The 18,876-nt window shown below is 42.6% G+C and carries 15 protein-coding genes, 2 tRNA genes and 4 pseudogenes; 6 read left to right on the plus strand and 15 right to left on the minus strand.

Annotated features, from left to right (window positions below; translation table 11 throughout):
* Nucleotides 1-3: 3 nt before the first annotated feature.
* From FTU95_RS10160 to FTU95_RS10190, 7 genes are all read right to left on the minus strand, one after another.
* A complete protein-coding gene (locus FTU95_RS10160) occupies nt 4-525 on the minus strand; it encodes a phosphatidylglycerophosphatase A (RefSeq protein ID WP_180078408.1) in 522 nt (173 codons plus the stop codon).
* Nucleotides 503-1,420, minus strand: coding sequence for a thiamine-phosphate kinase (thiL, locus tag FTU95_RS10165; RefSeq protein WP_074383718.1), 918 nt, complete (start codon nt 1,418-1,420; stop codon nt 503-505). The genes FTU95_RS10160 and thiL overlap by 23 nt, the downstream gene beginning before the upstream one ends.
* Before the next feature lie 18 nt (nt 1,421-1,438).
* Complete coding sequence (gene nusB / locus FTU95_RS10170) at nt 1,439-1,888, minus strand: transcription antitermination factor NusB (protein ID WP_004728813.1); 450 nt, start codon at nt 1,886-1,888, stop codon at nt 1,439-1,441.
* A gap of 4 nt (nt 1,889-1,892) precedes the next feature.
* Nucleotides 1,893-2,363: a 6,7-dimethyl-8-ribityllumazine synthase gene (gene ribE, locus FTU95_RS10175; protein ID WP_004280926.1), complete on the minus strand. Its 471-nt coding sequence runs from the start codon at nt 2,361-2,363 to the stop codon at nt 1,893-1,895.
* Nucleotides 2,364-2,381: 18 nt separating this feature from the next.
* Nucleotides 2,382-3,497: a bifunctional 3,4-dihydroxy-2-butanone-4-phosphate synthase/GTP cyclohydrolase II gene (ribBA, locus tag FTU95_RS10180; RefSeq protein ID WP_100329687.1), complete on the minus strand. Its 1,116-nt coding sequence runs from the start codon at nt 3,495-3,497 to the stop codon at nt 2,382-2,384.
* Between the two features lie 404 nt (nt 3,498-3,901).
* Entirely contained in the window at nt 3,902-5,413 is a 1,512-nt protein-coding gene (locus tag FTU95_RS10185; RefSeq protein WP_180050399.1) for an aldehyde dehydrogenase family protein, read from the minus strand.
* 347 nt (nt 5,414-5,760) lie between these two features.
* Nucleotides 5,761-6,723 (minus strand): alpha/beta hydrolase, encoded by a 963-nt coding sequence (locus tag FTU95_RS10190; protein WP_159138732.1) that lies wholly within the window; start codon nt 6,721-6,723, stop codon nt 5,761-5,763.
* 366 nt (nt 6,724-7,089) lie between these two features.
* On the opposite strand from FTU95_RS10190, the gene FTU95_RS10195 reads away from it, so the two are divergent.
* Nucleotides 7,090-8,790 (plus strand): NAD-dependent malic enzyme, encoded by a 1,701-nt coding sequence (locus FTU95_RS10195; RefSeq protein ID WP_159138731.1) that lies wholly within the window; start codon nt 7,090-7,092, stop codon nt 8,788-8,790.
* A gap of 269 nt (nt 8,791-9,059) precedes the next feature.
* Here FTU95_RS10195 and FTU95_RS10200 read toward each other — a convergent pair whose 3' ends face one another.
* Both FTU95_RS10200 and FTU95_RS15050 read right to left on the minus strand, forming a co-directional pair.
* On the minus strand, nt 9,060-9,296 hold the full coding sequence (locus FTU95_RS10200; RefSeq protein ID WP_005173763.1) for a VF530 family DNA-binding protein: 237 nt from the start codon (nt 9,294-9,296) through the stop codon (nt 9,060-9,062).
* 166 nt (nt 9,297-9,462) lie between these two features.
* A pseudogene (locus FTU95_RS15050) lies at nt 9,463-9,600 on the minus strand (type II toxin-antitoxin system HipA family toxin); the annotation flags it as partial.
* Between the two features lie 346 nt (nt 9,601-9,946).
* On the opposite strand from FTU95_RS15050, the gene FTU95_RS10205 reads away from it, so the two are divergent.
* A complete protein-coding gene (locus FTU95_RS10205; RefSeq protein ID WP_180078410.1) occupies nt 9,947-11,038 on the plus strand; it encodes an ATP-binding protein in 1,092 nt (363 codons plus the stop codon).
* A 48-nt stretch (nt 11,039-11,086) separates the two neighbouring features.
* Here the strand turns inward: FTU95_RS10205 and FTU95_RS10210 are convergent, their stop codons facing one another.
* Nucleotides 11,087-11,395: a helix-turn-helix transcriptional regulator gene (locus tag FTU95_RS10210; protein ID WP_005173768.1), complete on the minus strand. Its 309-nt coding sequence runs from the start codon at nt 11,393-11,395 to the stop codon at nt 11,087-11,089.
* Nucleotides 11,396-11,749: 354 nt separating this feature from the next.
* Here FTU95_RS10210 and acnA point away from each other — a divergent pair.
* Nucleotides 11,750-14,505: pseudogene (gene acnA, locus FTU95_RS10215) on the plus strand (aconitate hydratase AcnA).
* 266 nt (nt 14,506-14,771) lie between these two features.
* On the opposite strand, the pseudogene FTU95_RS10220 reads toward acnA, so the two are convergent.
* From FTU95_RS10220 to FTU95_RS10240, 5 genes and pseudogenes are all read right to left on the minus strand, one after another.
* A pseudogene (locus FTU95_RS10220) lies at nt 14,772-15,034 on the minus strand (helix-turn-helix domain-containing protein).
* Entirely contained in the window at nt 14,994-15,356 is a 363-nt protein-coding gene (locus tag FTU95_RS10225; protein ID WP_180078412.1) for an MbcA/ParS/Xre antitoxin family protein, read from the minus strand. Before FTU95_RS10225 ends, FTU95_RS10220 begins: the two are co-directional and overlap by 41 nt.
* Before the next feature lie 128 nt (nt 15,357-15,484).
* Nucleotides 15,485-16,642: pseudogene (locus tag FTU95_RS10230) on the minus strand (site-specific integrase); the annotation flags it as partial.
* Nucleotides 16,643-16,797: 155 nt separating this feature from the next.
* Nucleotides 16,798-16,873, minus strand: a tRNA-Gly gene (locus FTU95_RS10235).
* Nucleotides 16,874-16,921: 48 nt separating this feature from the next.
* Nucleotides 16,922-16,994: transfer RNA gene (locus FTU95_RS10240), tRNA-Gly, on the minus strand.
* Nucleotides 16,995-17,227: 233 nt separating this feature from the next.
* Between FTU95_RS10240 and FTU95_RS10245 the strand changes: the two genes are divergently transcribed.
* The 3 genes from FTU95_RS10245 (at nt 17,228) to FTU95_RS10255 (ending at nt 18,869) form a co-directional block, all read left to right on the plus strand.
* Nucleotides 17,228-17,536: a BolA family transcriptional regulator gene (locus tag FTU95_RS10245; protein WP_005094610.1), complete on the plus strand. Its 309-nt coding sequence runs from the start codon at nt 17,228-17,230 to the stop codon at nt 17,534-17,536.
* 9 nt (nt 17,537-17,545) lie between these two features.
* Nucleotides 17,546-17,938, plus strand: coding sequence for a SirB2 family protein (locus FTU95_RS10250; protein WP_100329694.1), 393 nt, complete (start codon nt 17,546-17,548; stop codon nt 17,936-17,938).
* A gap of 94 nt (nt 17,939-18,032) precedes the next feature.
* Nucleotides 18,033-18,869, plus strand: coding sequence for a ParA family protein (locus FTU95_RS10255; protein WP_005094607.1), 837 nt, complete (start codon nt 18,033-18,035; stop codon nt 18,867-18,869).
* The last annotated feature ends 7 nt before the right edge of the window (nt 18,870-18,876 follow it).

Genomic DNA, 18,876 nt, shown 5'->3' on the forward strand with positions numbered 1-18,876 from the left:
GGCTTATGCCACGGTGAAGTAAAAATAAATCAAAATACAAAGAGCCGCCCACAGGCCAGCAATGATGTCATCCAGCATGATGCCAAAACCACCATCGACCTGACGGTCAATGACCCGAATCGGCCACGGTTTCCAGATATCAAATAATCTGAATAGCGCAAAACCGACCAGCAGCCAGAGAAAGTTCATCTGGCCGATATAGATCAGGGGTAAAAATGTGATGGATTGTCCTGCGAATTCATCCCAGACAATGCGGCCATCATCATGAACGCCCATGACCTTGGCAGTATGCCCGCAGATATATATGCCAATCAGGGACATGATGGCAATGGCAAAAAGACTGTTTAGAAAATCAAGATGCAGCCAAATCGGGATAAATAAAAGTGCAAAGGCCGAACCAAAGGTCCCCGGTGCTTTAGGCATCAGTCCTGAGCCGAAGCCAACGCCAATAAACACAATCAGTCGGTCGGTCCATGACATGGCTTTAAAATTGATCGCAGGTTTATGCAAAATGTTGATACCCATTAAATTGAAGCAAATGATCTACGCCATCTTTTTCAAAAGTTAAGCCGTGCTGCTGCTGAATTGTGCCGACTATACTAATCGAAACATCAAGTTGTTTTTGCAATAATTTTTCGTAATTTTGCGGGCTTATTGTAAAACATAATTCATAATCGTCGCCACCGGCCAGTGCATATTGCCATTTTTGTGCTTCACTTAAGGCCTGCAGGGCAGGATTGATCGGTAAGTGTTCCAGTTGTAGCTTGGCACCGACTTGCGAGGCTTTGAGAATATGTCCAAGATCTTGGGCTAAACCATCCGAGACATCAATCATGCTATGCGCCAGACCTTTTAAGGCGGCACCGAGCTGACAGCGTGGCGTCGGATAGTCCAGACGTTTCTGTAGCGGATGACCTAAATGATTTAAGGCAAAAGCAGCATCGCCGACAGTTCCACTGACGCAGATCAGATCACCTGGTTTTGCACCTGAGCGTGGCACCGCTTGGCCGATATCGACCCAGCCTAAGGCTGTCACAGATAAAGTGAGATGCGGACTTTGGGTGGTATCACCCCCGATTAAACTCACGCCAAATTGATCGCAGCAATCATACAAACCCTGACTAAAGGCTTTGAGCCAGTCATGATCAATTTGGGGTAGGCTCAATGCCAGAAGAATACTATGCGGTTTTGCACCCATCGCGGCAATATCGGAAAGATTAACAGCAACCGATTTCCAGCCAATGGCATGCGGATTTGTATCGAGAGGAAAGTGTCGTCCAGCAACCAGTGTATCGGCACAGATGACCAGTTGTTGCTGAGGCGGAGGGGTGAGCAAGGCTGAATCGTCACCGACGCCTAAATCGACAGAATGGGTATTCTTGCGATTGAAATAGGTGTCGATAATCGAAAATTCAGCCATACAACAATTCGACTTTAATTAGTTGGCTTGTTGCTTTTCTGCTGCACGTAAAGTTGTCGCTAAACGATCCAATACACCGTTGATGTATTTGTGGCTGTCGGCACCGCCAAAATGTTTAGCCAACTCGATCGCTTCGTCTAGAACCACACGATATGGAATCTCAAGATGTTCTTTGAGTTCATATGCACCAAGACGAAGGGTCGCAAGTTCAACACCATCCAGTGCTGAAAGTTCACGATCGAGTACCGGAATTAAGAGCGCATCCAATGCTTCATGATTGGCAACCACTTGAGTCAACAATTCATGATAATAGCTCAGATCCACTTTATGCATGGCATTTTCCACACGCGTACGTGCTTCAATCTCATGCACCGGATTGTGGCTCATTTGCCATTCATAAATTCCTTGTACAGCAAAGCGACGTGCTTTACGTTTTGCTGCATAAGTTGCTTGAAGTGTTTGCGACATAGCGTTAAATAGCCTTTAACAAGTTAACCATTTCAATCGCAGTCAGGGCAGCTTCGCTACCTTTATTGCCTGCTTTTGTTCCAGAGCGTTCAATCGCTTGTTCAATACTGTCCGTAGTGAGTACACCGTTAATGACAGGTAAGCCAGTGTCCAGGCCAACCACGCCTAAACCTTTGGCACATTCGCCTGCAACGAAATCGAAGTGAGGCGTGCTACCACGAATCACGGCGCCAAGCGCGATGATGGCATCGAAACGATCTGAAGCTGCCAGTTTTTTCGCAACTACAGGAAGTTCCCAGGCACCAGGGGCATGAACAACAGTGATATTATCCTCTGATACACCATGACGTTTCAATGTATCAATGGCACCTTCTAACAGATGTTCAACCACAAAGCTGTTAAAACGACCAACTAAAATCGCATAACGGTCTTCGTTCGCGAGATGTAACATACCTTCAATACGGCGAACTGCCATAGCAACCTCGATGATTTCTTAAGATGTTTGTTGTGCGGTGATGTATTCCACCACTTCTAAGTTAAAGCCTGATAGTGCATTGAAGCGCAATGGAGAGCTGAGCAGCTTCATTTTTTCAACGCCTAGATCACGCAAAATTTGTGCACCGACACCAATGGTCTGATACTGCTGAGACAGTGCAGAATTTGATTTTACATTTTTTGGTGCGTTTAAGGTATCTAAAGCCGGACCCAAATCCTGTAAATGACGTTGCCCAATCCAGACCAGTACACCACGATCACTATTGGAAATTTCTTTTAGCGCACGGTCTAAATTCCAGGCCGGTTCGCCGTCCTGTTTTTTCAGTTTGAGCAAGTCACGGGTCGGATTAAAACCATGTACACGAACGGTGGTCACGCCTTGTTTAGGCTCGCCTTTGACCAGGGCCAAATGAATATCCGGGTTGCCCAGTTCACGATAACGATATAAATCAAATGTGCCGTATTCGGTGTCGAGTTTTTGATGATCGAGACGCTCAACAGTTTGCTCATTGGTCATGCGGTAATGAATCAGGTCGGCAATGGTGCCAATTTTCAAACCATGCTTTTCAGCAAAAACTTCAAGATCCGGACGGCGCGCCATCGTGCCATCTTCATTGATGATTTCACAAATCACCGAAGCCGGTTCCAGTCCTGCTAAACGAGAAAGATCACAACCTGCCTCGGTATGCCCGGCACGGTGCAATACGCCACCCGGCTGCGCCATCAGCGGGAAGATGTGCCCTGGCTGTACAATATCTGCCGGTTTGGCATGGGCAGCCACCGCAGTTTGAATCGTGTGCGCACGTTCAGCCGGTGAGATCCCGGTAGAAATACCTTTGGCTGCTTCAATTGACAGGGTAAAATTGGTTCCATGCTGGGCACCGTTTGCATCGACCATCAAAGGCAGATTCAACTGCTGGCAACGCTCTTTGCTTAAAGTCAGGCAGACCAGACCACGTGCATGGGTGATCATGAAGTTGATGTCTTCAGGACGTACGTGCGTGGCAGCAATCACTAAGTCGCCTTCATTTTCACGATCTTCATCATCCATCAGGATGACCATTTTTCCTGCACGGATATCTGCTACAAGCTCTTCAACAGTATTGAGCGGCATCAACCTTCACCTTCTTTTTTGATCTTGATCAGACCGAATCATGACATTATTGGGTACATAGTCTAACGCTTTTTAAGCAATTTTGCCTATGCTTATTAGTTTCCCTATAGTGGTTCAATGTTATACACAGTCTTGGGAATCATGAAAAGCCGACTTTAAATGAAAGCCAGGGCTTTATGCAGGTTTTTTGAACAATTAAAATGCATAAAAAATGAAAACCTTAGGCGAAGTCCTTCTAAGTTAAAGTATTCATTTGTTTTTTATACAGTTTTATTCCTGTTTTTGTGATTTTCAGACTTTTATTTTGCTGGTCAACGATCAAGAGCAGAAAAATTTACCAGATATTAAAAAACTTGAATAAAACAAAAAAGCGAACCGCAGTTCGCTTTTGAGAAAATTCATACTTAGAAGAAACCAGCCGGTTTGGTTGAATAACTTACCAGCAGGTTTTTGGTCTGTTGATAATGATCCAGCATCATTCTGTGATTCTCACGGCCAATCCCTGATTTTTTATAGCCACCGAAAGCCGCATGTGCAGGATAAATATGATAACAGTTGGTCCAGACCCGACCCGCTTGAATCGCGCGTCCTGCACGGTAAGAGGTGTGTGCTGAACGTGACCACACACCTGCTCCTAAACCATAAATGGTGTCATTGGCGATTTTAATGGCATCATCAAAGTCCTTAAATGTCGCCACCGCCAGCACCGGCCCGAAGATTTCATCCTGAAAGGTTTTCATGTCATTGGTGCCTTTGAAAATGGTCGGTTCAATATAAAAACCTTGTCCCACTTCCTGACGTGCTTCACCGCCGGTCAGAATCTGCGCACCTTCTTCACGGCCAGTGGCAATACAGCCCAGAATCTTGTCCTGCTGTTCCTGTGAGGCTTGCGCACCAATCATGGTGTCGGTGTCGAGCGGATGACCGGTTTTAATGCGTTGCACCCGTTCTACCGCACGCGCCAGAAACTCATCGGCAATACTTTCCTGCACCAAGGCACGAGAAGGACAGGTACAGATTTCACCCTGATTCAGGGCAAACATGGCAAAGCCTTCCAGTGCCTTGTCCAGATAATCGTCTTCCTGATCCATAATGTCGGCAAAGAACAGATTCGGTGACTTTCCGCCAAGTTCCAGTGTTACCGGAATAATATTCTCGGTGGCGTATTGCATGATTTGCTGACCGACTGCAGTTGAACCGGTAAAGGCAATCTTGGCAATGCGCGGATTGGTCGCGAGTGGACGACCGACTTCGATACCATAACCATTGACAATATTCAGTACACCCGGCGGCAAAATATCCTGAATCAGTTCAGCTAAAACTAAAATGCTGACCGGGGTCTGTTCCGCAGGTTTCAGCACGATACAGTTGCCTGCTGCCAAGGCAGGTGCGAGTTTCCAGGCCGCCATCAGGATCGGGAAGTTCCACGGAATGATTTGACCCACCACACCCAACGGTTCATGGAAATGGTAGGCAATGGTATCTTCATCAATCTCGGAAATGCCGCCTTCCTGAGCGCGGATACAGCCGGCAAAATAACGGAAATGATCAATACATAGCGGAATATCGGCCGCTAAGGTTTCACGGATCGGCTTGCCGTTGTCCCAGGTTTCTGCCACCGCCAGCAGTTCCAGATTTTGTTCCAGACGATCTGCAATTTTTAGCAGGATATTGGAACGGGTGGTGGGCGAGGACTTATTCCACTGTGCTTTGGCCTTGTGCGCTGCATCCAGGGCCAATTCGATGTCTTCTACAGAAGAGCGCGGCACTTTGGTAAAGACTTTGCCATCTACCGGAGAGATATTGTCAAAGTATTCGCCTTTGACTGGAGCGACCCATTCGCCGCCAATGAAGTTGTCGTATTGGGCTTTAAATTGAATTTTTGCACCGTCAGTATTGGGGTCTGCATAACGCATAATCTATTCCTTTATATGATTGTTATTGGTACATGCTGACCCTATTTTCTCAATTGAAAATGCTACAGTTTCAGCAGTCAGCTCTACTATAAAGAGGGAAAAAGACAGGTGGTGCTTTGATTACACGCTTGCTACAAAAGACAACATTTGGAATATGAAGTATAGGAATTAAATTTTATATTTAATCGAAGCTTATCCTAAGAAATAAGCATTTAACTGGCGCTTAAAAAATCGAAGGATTCATGTATTTCTGATGGTTGCGGATTACATTCAAGAGGGCCATTTTATTCAATCAAAACACTTAACAGAAAACAGGAGCCTAAAATCATCTTTCCTGTTTGCCGGCATTATAGTCCTTTGCTGTTGAGCCATTGAAACAGCTGCTGATAAACCTGTTCACGTACAGATTTGTCTGAAAGCACCAGATCGTGTAAACCATTCTGAATGCTTTGAACCGTGACATCAGCTTTAATTTTTTTGGCATATTTCTGAATGTCTTTAACTCCCAAAATCACATCACTAGTTTGCGCTGCCTTGCCCCATTTTTTTGGATATAAAGTCTGATGCGAATGCATGACCAGAACCGGAATATCGAGTTCGATGCCGCGATGAATTTCTTTTTGTGCTTCATAGATGGCACGAATAAAACTGATCCGTACCCTTGGGTAGCGGGTCTTTTTCCAGTCCAGACTGAAGTCCCATTCCCCTTTTAAATCCTTGTGCAGACTGGTGGCATACCATTTATTTAACTCACTCGGAAATCTAAGGTCGGGAAAAATTTTCGCCAGTTTGCTTAACTGCGGGATGCCGAGCGCACGTTTTATCGGATTCATATTAAAGTTATAAAATGGACTGTTGACCCAGAGTGCTTTGATTAACCGATGATTAGGGTGATGTGCCGCGAACAATGTGGTGATGAGGCCGCCGGTAGAATGACCACAGAGCAGGGCAGCATCATGGCCCTCGCTTGCGATAATATCCAGTGCCTGGCTAATTTCTGCATCATATTCAGACAGCTCATGCACATTATAATAGTTCTGATGCGGCAGAATCGAACGGCCATATTTTCTTAAATCCAGCGCATAAAAATCAAAACCTTGCTGATTAAAGCGTTCCGCCATTTCAGTCTGGAAGAAATAATCAATAAATCCGTGAATATACAAAACTGCTTTAGGAGTAGGCTGCGCTGCTTTTTTACGTATCAGGGTTGCTACAACTTTGCCCTCATAGTCATCTGGAAAGCTCAAGGTGGCTTGCTCATAGCCGATGCCTAAAATATCAGCTTGATAAAGGGGCTGGAATTCACTCATTTTTATACTCATTTATATTATTGAATTTATCCTTTATCCTTGATGAGCTTTGACTTTTTGTCAAATCAATCTTCTGCCTTAGCAGTATGAAAAAGATCAACACTATTTAAATAGGCCATAACCCATTTTAAATCAGTGAGATTTTAAAATAGAACAAGCATTTTTGATGGATAAAAGAAATTTATTACAAAATTAACCAAAATCTCTCCTATCACGCTACGTTATCAGATTATAAAATCCTGCTAAAAGTATTATCAATTTACTAAATACCCCAAAAGGCTAAAATCAGGATAGGCTATATAAAATAACGATAGTGATGTCATTGTTTTCGGCGAAGTGCCGAGGATTGATTAGAAGAGTTAAATAATGCCCAGAGAAAATTTGAACAGTAAACGCCCTTTATATATTCCTTATGCCGGAAATACCTTATTAGAACTCCCGTTACTCAATAAAGGTTCTGCATTTACTGAAGAAGAGCGTAGAAGCTTTAATTTGCATGGTTTAATTCCTCATGTGACCGAGACCATCGAGGAACAGAGTCAGCGCTCTTATCAGCAATATTGTGCTTTTAATAGTGATATCAACAAGCATATTTATTTGCGTAATATCCAGGATACCAATGAAACCCTGTTTTATCACCTGATTGAAAATCACCTTAGCGAGATGATGCCGATTATTTATACCCCCACTGTGGGGGAGGCATGTCAGCGCTTTTCTGATATTTATCGCCGTCATCGCGGGATCTTTATTTCCTATCCTGATCGCGATCAGATCGATCAGATTATTCACAATATTAATAAAAAGAACGTGAAAGTGATTGTGATTACCGATGGCGAACGCATTTTGGGTTTAGGCGATCAGGGGATTGGCGGAATGGGGATTCCGATTGGTAAATTGGCGCTCTATACTGCCTGTGGGGGAATCAGCCCGGCGTATACCTTGCCGATCACTCTCGATGTCGGCACCAATAATCAGCAATTGCTGAATGATCCGATTTATATGGGTTGGCGTGAACCGCGGATCAGCGGCGATGAATACTATGCTTTTGTCGAAATGGTAATTCAGGCCATTCAGCAGCGCTGGCCGGATGCATTGATTCAGTTTGAAGACTTTGCGCAGAAAAATGCCATGCCTTTGCTGGAAAAATACCGTGATCGCATTTGCTGTTTTAATGATGATATTCAGGGAACCGCTGCGGTTTCGGTCGGAAGTTTAATTGCCGCTTCACGTGCAGCAGGTAAGCAGTTGAAAGATCAGGTGGTGGCATTTCTGGGGGCTGGTTCAGCTGGTTGCGGGATTGCGGAACAGATCATTAAACAAATGATTGCGGAAGGCTTGAGCGATAGCGAAGCACGTGCACGAATCTTTATGGTCGACCGCTTTGGTCTGATCACTGAAAATCAGCCGAATTTACTAAATTTTCAGCGTAAATTGGCACAGCCTGCTGAACATGTAGAAAGCTGGGCAGATGCTGAAGCCATGATTTCATTAACAGATGTCGTGAAGCATGCTAAGCCAACAGTACTGATTGGGGTTTCGGGGCAACCGGGATTATTCACACAGGAAGTGGTTGAAGCTATGGCTGAGAATAGCGTGCAGCCAATTATTTTCCCTTTATCCAATCCGACTTCACAGGTAGAAGCAGTACCGGCAGATATTTTGCAATGGACCAAGGGTAGAGCGCTGATTGCCACAGGTAGCCCCTTTGCACCGGTGAATTATCAGGAAAAAATTCATCATATTTCACAGTGCAATAATTCTTATATTTTCCCCGGAATTGGGTTGGGGGTGATTGCTTCGGGTGCGAAGCGTGTTACAGATAATATGCTGATGGCTTCTAGTAATGCTTTGGCGGATTGTTCGCCTAAGTTGCAAGACCCACAAGCGGATTTATTGCCAAGTCTCGATCATTTGCAGTCTATTTCAAAGCAGATTGCGTTGAAAGTCGCCCTTGCAGCCATTGAGGATGGGGTGGCGCCTAAAGTAAGTATTGAGGACTTGCAGTTAGCGATTGAGCATAATTTCTGGACACCGCAATATCGTGATTATCAGCGGGTCACTTTCTAATTTTAAATGAAGACAAACTCTGACTAAGCACTCGTTTTGGGCTGGTCAGCGTTTATTGGTTAAAATAGACAATGCATAAAAAAAGCCCCGATCTTTCGATCAGGGCTTTTTTGAATCTGGAGCGGGAAAGGAGACTCGAGCTCTCTGATTCCAATCTCGATAAAGTCGCTGAGATTTATTTTATTAAATGATATTAATTTTAAATATATGATTTAATGTAAAATATTTTACTGACTGGTATAATTTGATGATGAGAGAGGGGCCTGGGTCTACGGTTTCTGTTTTGCCTTTTGGCGTAAGACGTACAAATATAAGCTTTCTACTTTTTCACGTGCCCATGGTGTGGTACGCAAGAATCGTAATGATGATTTAACACTTGGGTCTATGCAAAAACATCTAATTTCAATTTTACGACTTAAACCTTCAAAGCCACCGTAGTAATCCAATAATTCATCCAAAATGTCAGCAAGTTTTTTGCCGTGTAAAGGGTCATTGGGGGTGTTCATAATAGATCAATCGTATTTTGGGTGGCCATTATTATAACCTGAGCTAATTGGAAAACTAGAGCGTTTGAATGTAGGTAATGATGGACTGAATAGCCACCAAAATTCTGGAGCACGCCTAGCAATCGGATGAGGCATCATATATATGACTTGGTAATCCCATGTGCTATGTAGGAAAGTTTTTTCTTAATGGGTCACCTTTTAATGGGGGTAGGTACGAGGAGAGTTCTAAACCTTTACGGATCGCTTCAGCACTGTATTCAAAGGCAATTAATGGTCGACCTGTGATTGCTGTTGAGGAGACCAGTGTACCCCAAAGCCAATATTCACCCCATCAATTATAGTAAGCATTAAGTTTTTTGAGCGTGGATTTATTTCCAGATAAAGTCGTTCTTTACGAAGCCTCTCACATAAAACGCAACAACTTCTTCAGGTTTTTCTGAATCTTAAATCCATAATATTGGGTCTTATGTTCAGATATGGCTATTAAGCCACAAAATAATGGAGTTATAAAATGTGTCGGTTGATCGGTGAAAAGGTGCTTTATTGGGTGATTAGATCCTATTAGATTAAAGAAGTCTAATTAGACATTTACAATCTAATGAAATCTAATACAATCTATAGCAATAAAGAATCATTGTTGAGTAATTAAAATGAGTAGCATCTCCAATGACCCTTGGCATTTTCCACGTACAGAACTAGCTAAACAAATTTTAGGCATGTTTGAGACTGGACTAGCTAGTTCTCTGACTTTTTTTGCCCCACGCCGGATGGGAAAAACTGAATTTTTACGAAAAGATATTACGCCCTTAGCAGAACAGCTTGGATGGCGCGTTTTTTATTTCAGTTTTTTAGATGCAGGCCTGCATAGTGAAGGACAGTTTGTAAAAGCTCTTGATGAGTTTTCACAGCAAAATGGCTTGATTGGTAAAGCCAATCATTGGATTAAAAATATTGGCTCTTTAAGTACAGAGGTGGCAGGTGTAAAAGCCGAAGTGACTCTTGCACAAGGGCAAGTGAATTCCAGTATTTTATCTAGTATTACAAAACTGGCTCAGCAGGGTAAACCTATTTTATTGCTACTTGATGAGATTCAGGCTTTAGCTAGTTCAAAATATAAAACAACTATTGCCAGTTTGCGTACTGCTTTAGATATGCATAAAGAAACGATAAAGGTAATTTTTACTGGTTCAAGTCGAGAGGGCTTGAGACAAATGTTTTCTGTGAGTAGTGCTCCATTTTTTCATTATGGGCAGAATTTACCTTTTCCAAATCTAACAAAAGCATTTACAGATCATCTGACAGATGTATTTAATCAAACAACAGGACGTAGTTTGGATAAAGAAATTTTATGGTGTGCTTTTTTAGATATGAAGCAAAGTCCTCAACTGGTGAGGTCATTGGTTGAGCGTTTAGCATTAAACCCAATGCTGGCTATAGATTTTGCAAAGGAACAGCTTATAGCCGATACAATGGGGCACCGTGACTTTTCAGGATTATGGGGAGAGTTTAAGTTATTAGAACAGCTGCTCTTAAAAGCCATAGCTGAATCACAAGTTGAACTTTACAGTATTCAATTTAGACAGCATCTTGCTGACTCCATCGGTGTAGACAGCATTGCAGTATCAAGTATTCAATCTGCCCTACGTTCTTTATCAAAAAAACAAATTATTTTTAAACCAGAAAATGGTACTTATGAAATCGAGGATGCTCTTTTTAAAGAATGGATTATGGATGAAGCATAAATTTTTTAATAATGGTCAGTACCCGGTAAAATACCTCGTTAAGAGGATTCATGATTCCTCATCTCCGAGAAGACCCTTCCATGGGTTGGTCATTAAGTCATCCTGATCTTCGATCGTGATTTTAATTTCATCATTCAATAATTGTCTGATTAAATGAACTTTATCATCTGGAATGAGCATCAGTTGAGCATTTAATCCTGCCGCGATAATTTCTAAGGTCTCTAATCGTGGATTACCCTGACTTTCCAGTTTTTGGTACTGCTGTCTTGAAATGCCTGTACGGGATTGCATATTAACTTGCTTTAAGCCCAATAGGGTTCGTCTTTTTTTGATTTGCTGAAGTAAAGATTCATTTATTGTAGACACATTTATTTCTTTTAGGTTCTATAAGAAATATATTAGTTTCTTTTTTAAAGCAATTTATCATTTCGATCTGTAAAACAGCCCTAGCTACGTAGTGATCTGAAATCACTCTGAAAATACGCGGTTCAATTTAACTTATCTCCTTACGGAATTGGCAGAAAGATTGTCGATGCCGGATCTGAACTGTCGACAACTCTCTGGCAAAAATTCCTGGCAGCCCTGCATTTAACTGCCTAGCACAATCCGATAATAAATAATAACAAACCCGCCGCGCAGTTGGCATACAGTAAGTAAAGAAGTGGTGGACTGTGATCATAAAAATAACATCTCAAGCCGGAGGTAAACTAGATGGCCAAGTATAGTGATATCAATAGTTTTAATACCTTAGAAACATTGACCGTCGGTTCAGAACACTATCAGATTTTCAACCTGTCCAAATTGCAAGCGCAATTGGGCGACCTGTCCCGGCTGCCAAAATCTTTAAAAGTCTTGCTGGAAAATTTACTACGTTTTGAAGATCAGCTCACGGTGAAAACCGAGCATATTCATGCGCTGGCAGGGTGGTTAAACAACCAAACCTCAGAACAGGAAATCCAGTATCGTCCGGCACGGGTGCTGATGCAGGATTTTACCGGTGTTCCCGCAGTGGTTGATCTTGCCGCGATGCGTGCAGCAGTGGCCAAAGCCGGTGGTGACCCGGAAAAAATTAATCCGTTGTCACCGGTGGATTTGGTCATCGATCACTCGGTGATGGTCGATTACTTTGCCAGCCCGCAAGCTTTTGAGCAGAATGTCGCCATTGAGATGCAACGCAATGGCGAGCGCTACCAGTTTCTACGTTGGGGCAGGCTGCGCTCAATCAGTTTCGCGTGGTGCCGCCAGGAACCGGGATTTGCCATCAGGTTAATCTGGAACATCTGGCACAAGTAGTTTGGAGCAATGAGGTCGATGGGCAGCGCTTTGCCTTTCCTGATACCTTAGTCGGTACCGATTCACATACCACCATGATCAATGGCTTAGGCGTGTTAGGTTGGGGAGTGGGCGGCATCGAAGCGGAAGCGGCCATGCTGGGCCAACCGATCTCCATGCTGATTCCAGAAGTGATCGGCTTTAAGCTCATAGGTAAACTCAAAGAAGGTATTACAGCAACTGATCTGGTGCTGACCATTACCCAGATGCTGCGCCAAAAAGGCGTAGTTGGAAAATTTGTCGAATTTTATGGCGATGGTCTGGCCGATTTACCCTTGGCTGACCGTGCCACTATTGCCAATATGGCACCCGAATATGGCGCTACCTGTGGCTTTTTCCCGGTTGATGAGGTAACGCTTTCCTATTTACGTTTAACCGGACGTCAGCCGGAAAGAATTGCCTTGGTAGAGGCCTATAGCAAGTTGCAAGGATTATGGCGTAATCCGGGGGATGAACCCGTCTTTACCGACACTCTGGCTTTAGATATGTCGACAGTAGAAGCCAGTCTGGCGGGCCCGAAACGCCCGCAGGATCGTGTGCTATTGTCGCAAGTGCCAAAAATCTTTCATGCCTTCATGGATCTGACCTTGAAACCGGTCAAAGAAGAAAAAGAGCGTCTGGAAAATGAAGGAGGGGGAGGTACGGCTGTTGAAGCGAAACAGGCCAACCTGCCACATGAAAATGCTTTTTGTATGATTGATGGTGAAAAATATCCGTTGCAGCATGGTGATGTAGTGATTTCAGCCATTACCTCCTGTACCAATACCTCGAATCCCAGTGTCATGTTGGCAGCAGGCCTATTGGCCAAAAAAGCAATCGAAAAAGGTTTGCAGCGAAAACCTTGGGTGAAAAGTTCACTGGCTCCAGGTTCCAAAGTGGTCAGCGATTATCTTGATGCAGCAGGGTTGACGCCTTATTTGAATCAACTGGGTTATAACCTGGTGGGTTATGGTTGCACTACCTGTATTGGTAATTCGGGACCTTTACCTGAAGTGATTGAAGAAGCTGTGCAATGTTTTGATTTGAATGTAGCCTCAGTGCTTTCCGGAAACCGTAACTTTGAAGGACGGGTGCATCCTTTGGTGAAAACCAACTGGCTCGCCTCGCCACCCTTAGTAGTTGCCTATGGTCTGGTCGGGAATATCCGAACTGATCTCACTACTGAGCCGATAGGTGAAGGCTTTGATGGCCAAGCAGTTTATTTAAAAGATATCTGGCCGACACAAACGGAAATTGATGCCGCACTGCAGTATGTGAATACCAAGATGTTCCAGAAAGAATATGCGGAAGTGTTTGAAGGCGATGCCAAGTGGAAAGCGATCCAGATTCCACAAAGTCAAACCTATGCTTGGGATGAACAATCAACCTATATCCGGCATCCTCCCTTTTTTGCAGAAATTGATCAGCCGGTGCGACCAATTCAGCCGATCAAACAGGCACGGATTTTAGCTATATTAGGCGATTCAGTCACGACGGACCATATTTCCCCGGCGGGTAATATCAAAAAAGATAGTCCGGCCGGCCGATATTTGCAGCAACAGGGGGTTGATGTAAAAGACTTTAACTCTTATGGTTCCCGCCGTGGCAACCATGAAGTGATGATGCGAGGTACCTTTGCCAATATCCGCATCAAAAACGAAATGCTGGGTGGCGAGGAGGGTGGCAATACCCTGCATATTCCAAGTGCAGAAAAACTCTCGATTTATGATGCGGCAATGCGCTATCAGGCAGAACAAACCCCACTCGTAATGATTGCTGGGAAAGAATATGGTACCGGTTCTTCACGTGACTGGGCGGCCAAAGGCACCAACCTGTTGGGGGTGAAAGCGGTGATTGCTGAAAGTTTTGAGCGGATTCACCGTTCCAATCTGGTTGGCATGGGGGTGTTACCTTTACAGTTTGTAGAGGGTCAAAACCGGCAGATCTTGAACCTAACGGGCCATGAAACACTGTCAATTTTAGGCTTGTCTGATGATATTCATCCGCATCAAATGCTGAAAGTAGATGTGCAACATACCGATGGTACGTGTAGCCATTTTCAAGTGTTGTGTCGTATTGATACCTTGAATGAGGTGGAATACTTTAAGGCCGGTGGTATCTTGCACTATGTCTTGCGCAATTTGCTCGCTTCCTAAATTGAATTATGAAAGCCCGATACCTACCACAATGCCGGTCAGTTAAGAATTGAAAAACTAAAATTATGCTCAATTAAGACATAAATTTAGATCAATTTAAATTCAAATATAAGGAAATTTAGATTTTTTTTCATCCAAATTTCCTTAACTGACTGGTATTAATCTTTTGATGGGCCTCTTCATAATCTAATGGAGAGCGCTGACCAGTGGAACTATGCCTACATTATTAGGTGTAATATCAAATGTGAACATAAATCTAATCTAATTTATTCATCATATTCCGCAAATATTTCTTCAATTTCATCCCATTGGGGCAAGTTAAACTTTTTTTATTCACTTCGAATTGTAAACCCATGCCATCAAGCACACGTTCAAATATGTCAAATGAACCTGTAAAATGGCCATTCTCTATCTCTGAAATTGTTGTTTTATTCACTTTAGTCTTTTCTGAAAGACTTTTCTGTGTATAGCCTAATACTTTGCTTATCTTAAAGTTTAGCCCGAAGACCTTCCACCAATTGTAAAACAGAGGCCAATCCCTGAGGGTTCTGAATCTGTTCTATTGGAATGCCATTCATCAATTTATTGGGTGATTTCATAAAATGCTGCATCCAAGCTGTATCCCCACCTGTAAGAGCATCTAATGATGTGGTAATACGGATTAAAGTGAGGGCGATTTCTCCCTGTTTTGAAGTGGGATCTAATTCAATAGAAGTTAAAGTTTTCACCGAATCTATACTGAGTATTAAGGCTAGTTGATCCTGTGCAAGACCAAGTCGTTCAGCAGCAGCTAAAACTGCCTTAGCTAATATCATTTTCTGTTTTGCAGTTTTTTCTGATGTTGTACGCATGACCGATCCCTGTTTCAGACGCTGCTAATTCATAGAGTTTATACTATTTAATTATCGTTGATCAGACACTCAATTTTTACTAAATATATTAAATTTGGCTTTAGATAAGGAAGCAACGGTTAAATTATTTAACAGCATGTAGTTATTTTTAGACCTTCAGCTTTAAGTTCAAGAGATCGAGGTCTGCCAATACAGGCTAAATGTAAACAGAATTTAAATGCGGCCAGTGCTTTGGCATCTTTTGTTGAGTAAAGCTGGAGACGAACATAATCTTCTTGAGTGGTAGGATGCTCTGTTGTGCTCGATTTAGCCAGCTTCAGTAATAAAGGCTGTTTCTTTTTATCTAACAATTGTACCAAGTCTTGTCCAAGCAAATGCCAAAATTGATGGGGAAACAGGTCTTTTACCTTGAAATAAAATGATTCCAATTGATCGATTTTATTCCATCGATAATGAATGCCAGTATGCGAAACCGTAACACGACTTAAAAATGTCTCAAGCACCGCTTTTATTTGATCTGGCTTTTTTTCAAAGATATTTTGAATATTTTCAAAGGAATAATTCCTTGCTGTGCACTCTTCAATGGTATCAATCATGGCGGGTTTTAAAGGTTTATCAAGATGATTCGTGTTGTTGAGATCAAATAACCTTGGGTTGTTTTTTTGAGACTTGAGTTGGCCCAGTTGTTTGGCATTTTTATACCAGTACTCAACCAGTTCTATAGGTAAGCTCATTTCCTGTGAGACCTGATTTGGATCATGATGAATTTCTAGTAAATTTAGGCACTTAAAAAACCATGCAAATGAGATTTTGGATTCCTTTGTTCCTGCGAAATATTTAGAAAAATCATGAGGCTGTGAGTTAAATGAAACCTCATCCAGAATGTCTTCTATGTTACTTTTTAACCAGTCAGTTTGGTCGTTGAGTAACTGCTGACTTAAATGAATAGCATGCTTTTCAAAATTGAATGGAGCAGTATCTTTTACTGTGTTTAAAAATTTGAAAGAAGGTAGGTAGCCCATCATCTTCTTTACTAATTGAGTATCTATGTCTGGATGATATTGCAGTATTTTATGCCCAGCGATCAGGTAGCTCAGATGAATATAGCTTTTAAAGGTTTCTGTAGGGTCAATGTGACCCAGTAAATGGGCAAGCATAAACCAATGATTTTGACCATGCGTATTACGGAGTAACTCTGTCCGAATGGACTGATATTCTTCTTCGGTATAATCCGTCACATTCTTGACCAGTGGAGCGTAATTACAGTTCAGAACAACGGATAAGGTCGTGGGCACGCCATGGTCACATCTTGGTCACAAAATATAAATTACATTAAGAATATTTTTTATTAAATTGAATAACAAAGGAAGGGGGATTTTTAAAAATATAATAAAATCAACAATAAAAAAGCCCCCATCTTTCGATGAGGGCTTTTTGAATCTGGAGCGGGAAAGGAGACTCGAACTCCCGACCCCAACCTTGGCAAGGTTATGCTCTACCAACTGAGCTATTCCCGCGGAGTCTATAAAGTTTTTTAAATGAAAAAACTAAATGAAAAAATTTTGAGCGGGAAAGGAGACTCGAACTCCCGACCCCAACCTTGGCAAGGTTATGCTCTACCAACTGAGCTATTCCCGCATGCCGTGTATAATACAGCATGAAAAAATGTGGTCAACACCTTTGTTAAAAATCTTGTATCAATTGCATAAAATAAAAGCAAAATATTTTAGACCAGACAATAAATCACCAATATTCATGTGGGAATTCATGAAACTTCGCCACAATCAACAGATTGCGCTGTAACAGATTACCAAAATACTCAGCAGAACAAGGTATACTGACTTTATATTTTCAAAGATTGGAGTCAGGCCATGAGCTTAGAACAACAACTGAAAGATCGTTTAGCACAATTATCTCCGACCCATTTAGACGTGGTGAATGAATCTTCGGGTCATGGCGGTTATTTCCCTGGAAAAGAGTCTCATTTTAAAACTGTGATTGTCAGTCAGGCCTTTGCCGGTTTACGTCCAGTCCAGCGTCATCAGAAAGTCTATGCTGCTGCTGGTGATTTACTGGCCAAAGACAAGATTCATGCGCTGGCAATCCATGCATTTTTGCCTGAAGAATGGGCAGGGCAGGACACGACCAGTCCAGCTTGTGCACATGCACCAAAAAACTAAGAGGAAATGATGGAAACTCAACTTTTAGTCAAAATTATTCATATGTCAGCAGCAGGATTGGCGATTGTCGCCATTCTTGCCCGTGCCTTGACTTTGTTTATTGGTACACAAGGCAACCTACCGAATCCAAAGGCACGAATTGCACTGGTGGCTTTACAGCATCTGGCCATTACGGTGATCGCGTTTACAGGTATTGTGTCATTGGTGATCAAGGATTTTGATGTGCAACCCTGGTTTTATGCCAAGGTTATTTTATTTTTTGTGCTGGTATCCTCTTTAGCTAAAGCCTATAAAAAAGATGATTCAATCTTGCTGGCACAACGCCGGGCTGGCTTATTTATTGCGGTAGTTTCATTGGTTTCTATTTTGACCTTGGTGATGATCAAGCCGAATTTTGGCTAAAAGCAAGCAGGCTGTGACTTCAAGCGCAGTCTGCCTATGTGAATAATTAAAAATACAAGTGTGATAAAAGTAGTTAAAAATAACAGGAGGGGACATGCATACACGTGTGGTATTTAATCAAAAAGGTGGGGTGGGTAAGTCCAGTATTACCGTTAATCTGGCCGCGATCAGCGCACATCAGGGTTTAAAAACTTTACTCATTGATCTGGATCCACAAGCCAATTCCAGTCAATACGTATTAGGTGACGATGCGACCTATTCAAGTGACAAGCCGGCATTAGAACCGAATATTGAAAACTATTTTGAAAATGTGCTGGGCAATCAGCAAAGTAAAGGCTTGCTCGGCAATGCAATTGGCTCGATTTTGAAAAGCCGTAGCAAAGGTCTGGAAAGTTATGTGCATCAGTCTCCCTTTAAGTATCTGGATGTGATTCCAGCCAGCCCGACACTGGGCGCTTTGGCACATGCACTGGAGTCCAAGCATAAAATCTACAAACTGCGAGATGCTTTACAACAATTGTCCGGGCAATATGATCGGGTGTTTATTGATACCCCACCGGCGTTTAATTTCTTTACACTGTCAGCTTTGATTGCGGCAGACCGCGTGCTGATTCCATTTGACTGTGATGTGTTTTCTAAACGTGCCTTACAGACCCTGATTGAAAATGTCATTGAAACCCAAGATGACCATAATGAAAGACTGGAAATTGAAGGTATTGTGGTGAATCAGTTTCAGGCACAGGCCAGATTACCGCGTGAAGTGGTGCAGCAACTGAAAGATGAAGGATTGCCCGTACTCAATAGTATGTTACCGCCCTCCATCTTAATGAAAGAATCTCATCATAAAAATCAGCCCCTGATTCATTTGGCTACTGATCATAAATTGACTCAGGCCTATCAATCGTTGTTCAATGAGATAGAGCAGAACTAAGATCGAG

This window comes from Acinetobacter sp. YH12208 (genome assembly GCF_013418055.1).
In the GTDB taxonomy this organism is placed as follows: domain Bacteria; phylum Pseudomonadota; class Gammaproteobacteria; order Pseudomonadales; family Moraxellaceae; genus Acinetobacter; species Acinetobacter pseudolwoffii.

Excerpts from the sequence above, each read along its gene's own strand:
- thiL (WP_074383718.1), bottom strand. The coding sequence starts at position 1,420 with ATGGCTGAATTTTCGATTATCGACACCTATTTCAATCGCAAGAATACC.
- FTU95_RS10205 (WP_180078410.1), top strand. The coding sequence starts at position 9,947 with ATGAGTAGCATCTCCAATGACCCTTGGCATTTTCCACGTACAGAACTA.
- FTU95_RS10160 (WP_180078408.1), bottom strand. The coding sequence starts at position 525 with ATGGGTATCAACATTTTGCATAAACCTGCGATCAATTTTAAAGCCATG.
- FTU95_RS10195 (WP_159138731.1), top strand. The coding sequence starts at position 7,090 with ATGCCCAGAGAAAATTTGAACAGTAAACGCCCTTTATATATTCCTTAT.
- ribE (WP_004280926.1), bottom strand. The coding sequence starts at position 2,363 with ATGGCAGTTCGCCGTATTGAAGGTATGTTACATCTCGCGAACGAAGAC.
- FTU95_RS10245 (WP_005094610.1), top strand. The coding sequence starts at position 17,228 with ATGAGCTTAGAACAACAACTGAAAGATCGTTTAGCACAATTATCTCCG.
- FTU95_RS10250 (WP_100329694.1), top strand. The coding sequence starts at position 17,546 with ATGGAAACTCAACTTTTAGTCAAAATTATTCATATGTCAGCAGCAGGA.
- FTU95_RS10185 (WP_180050399.1), bottom strand. The coding sequence starts at position 5,413 with ATGCGTTATGCAGACCCCAATACTGACGGTGCAAAAATTCAATTTAAA.
- FTU95_RS10225 (WP_180078412.1), bottom strand. The coding sequence starts at position 15,356 with ATGCGTACAACATCAGAAAAAACTGCAAAACAGAAAATGATATTAGCT.
- FTU95_RS10200 (WP_005173763.1), bottom strand. The coding sequence starts at position 9,296 with ATGAACACCCCCAATGACCCTTTACACGGCAAAAAACTTGCTGACATT.
- FTU95_RS10190 (WP_159138732.1), bottom strand. The coding sequence starts at position 6,723 with ATGAGTGAATTCCAGCCCCTTTATCAAGCTGATATTTTAGGCATCGGC.
- ribBA (WP_100329687.1), bottom strand. The coding sequence starts at position 3,497 with ATGCCGCTCAATACTGTTGAAGAGCTTGTAGCAGATATCCGTGCAGGA.
- FTU95_RS10255 (WP_005094607.1), top strand. The coding sequence starts at position 18,033 with ATGCATACACGTGTGGTATTTAATCAAAAAGGTGGGGTGGGTAAGTCC.
- nusB (WP_004728813.1), bottom strand. The coding sequence starts at position 1,888 with ATGTCGCAAACACTTCAAGCAACTTATGCAGCAAAACGTAAAGCACGT.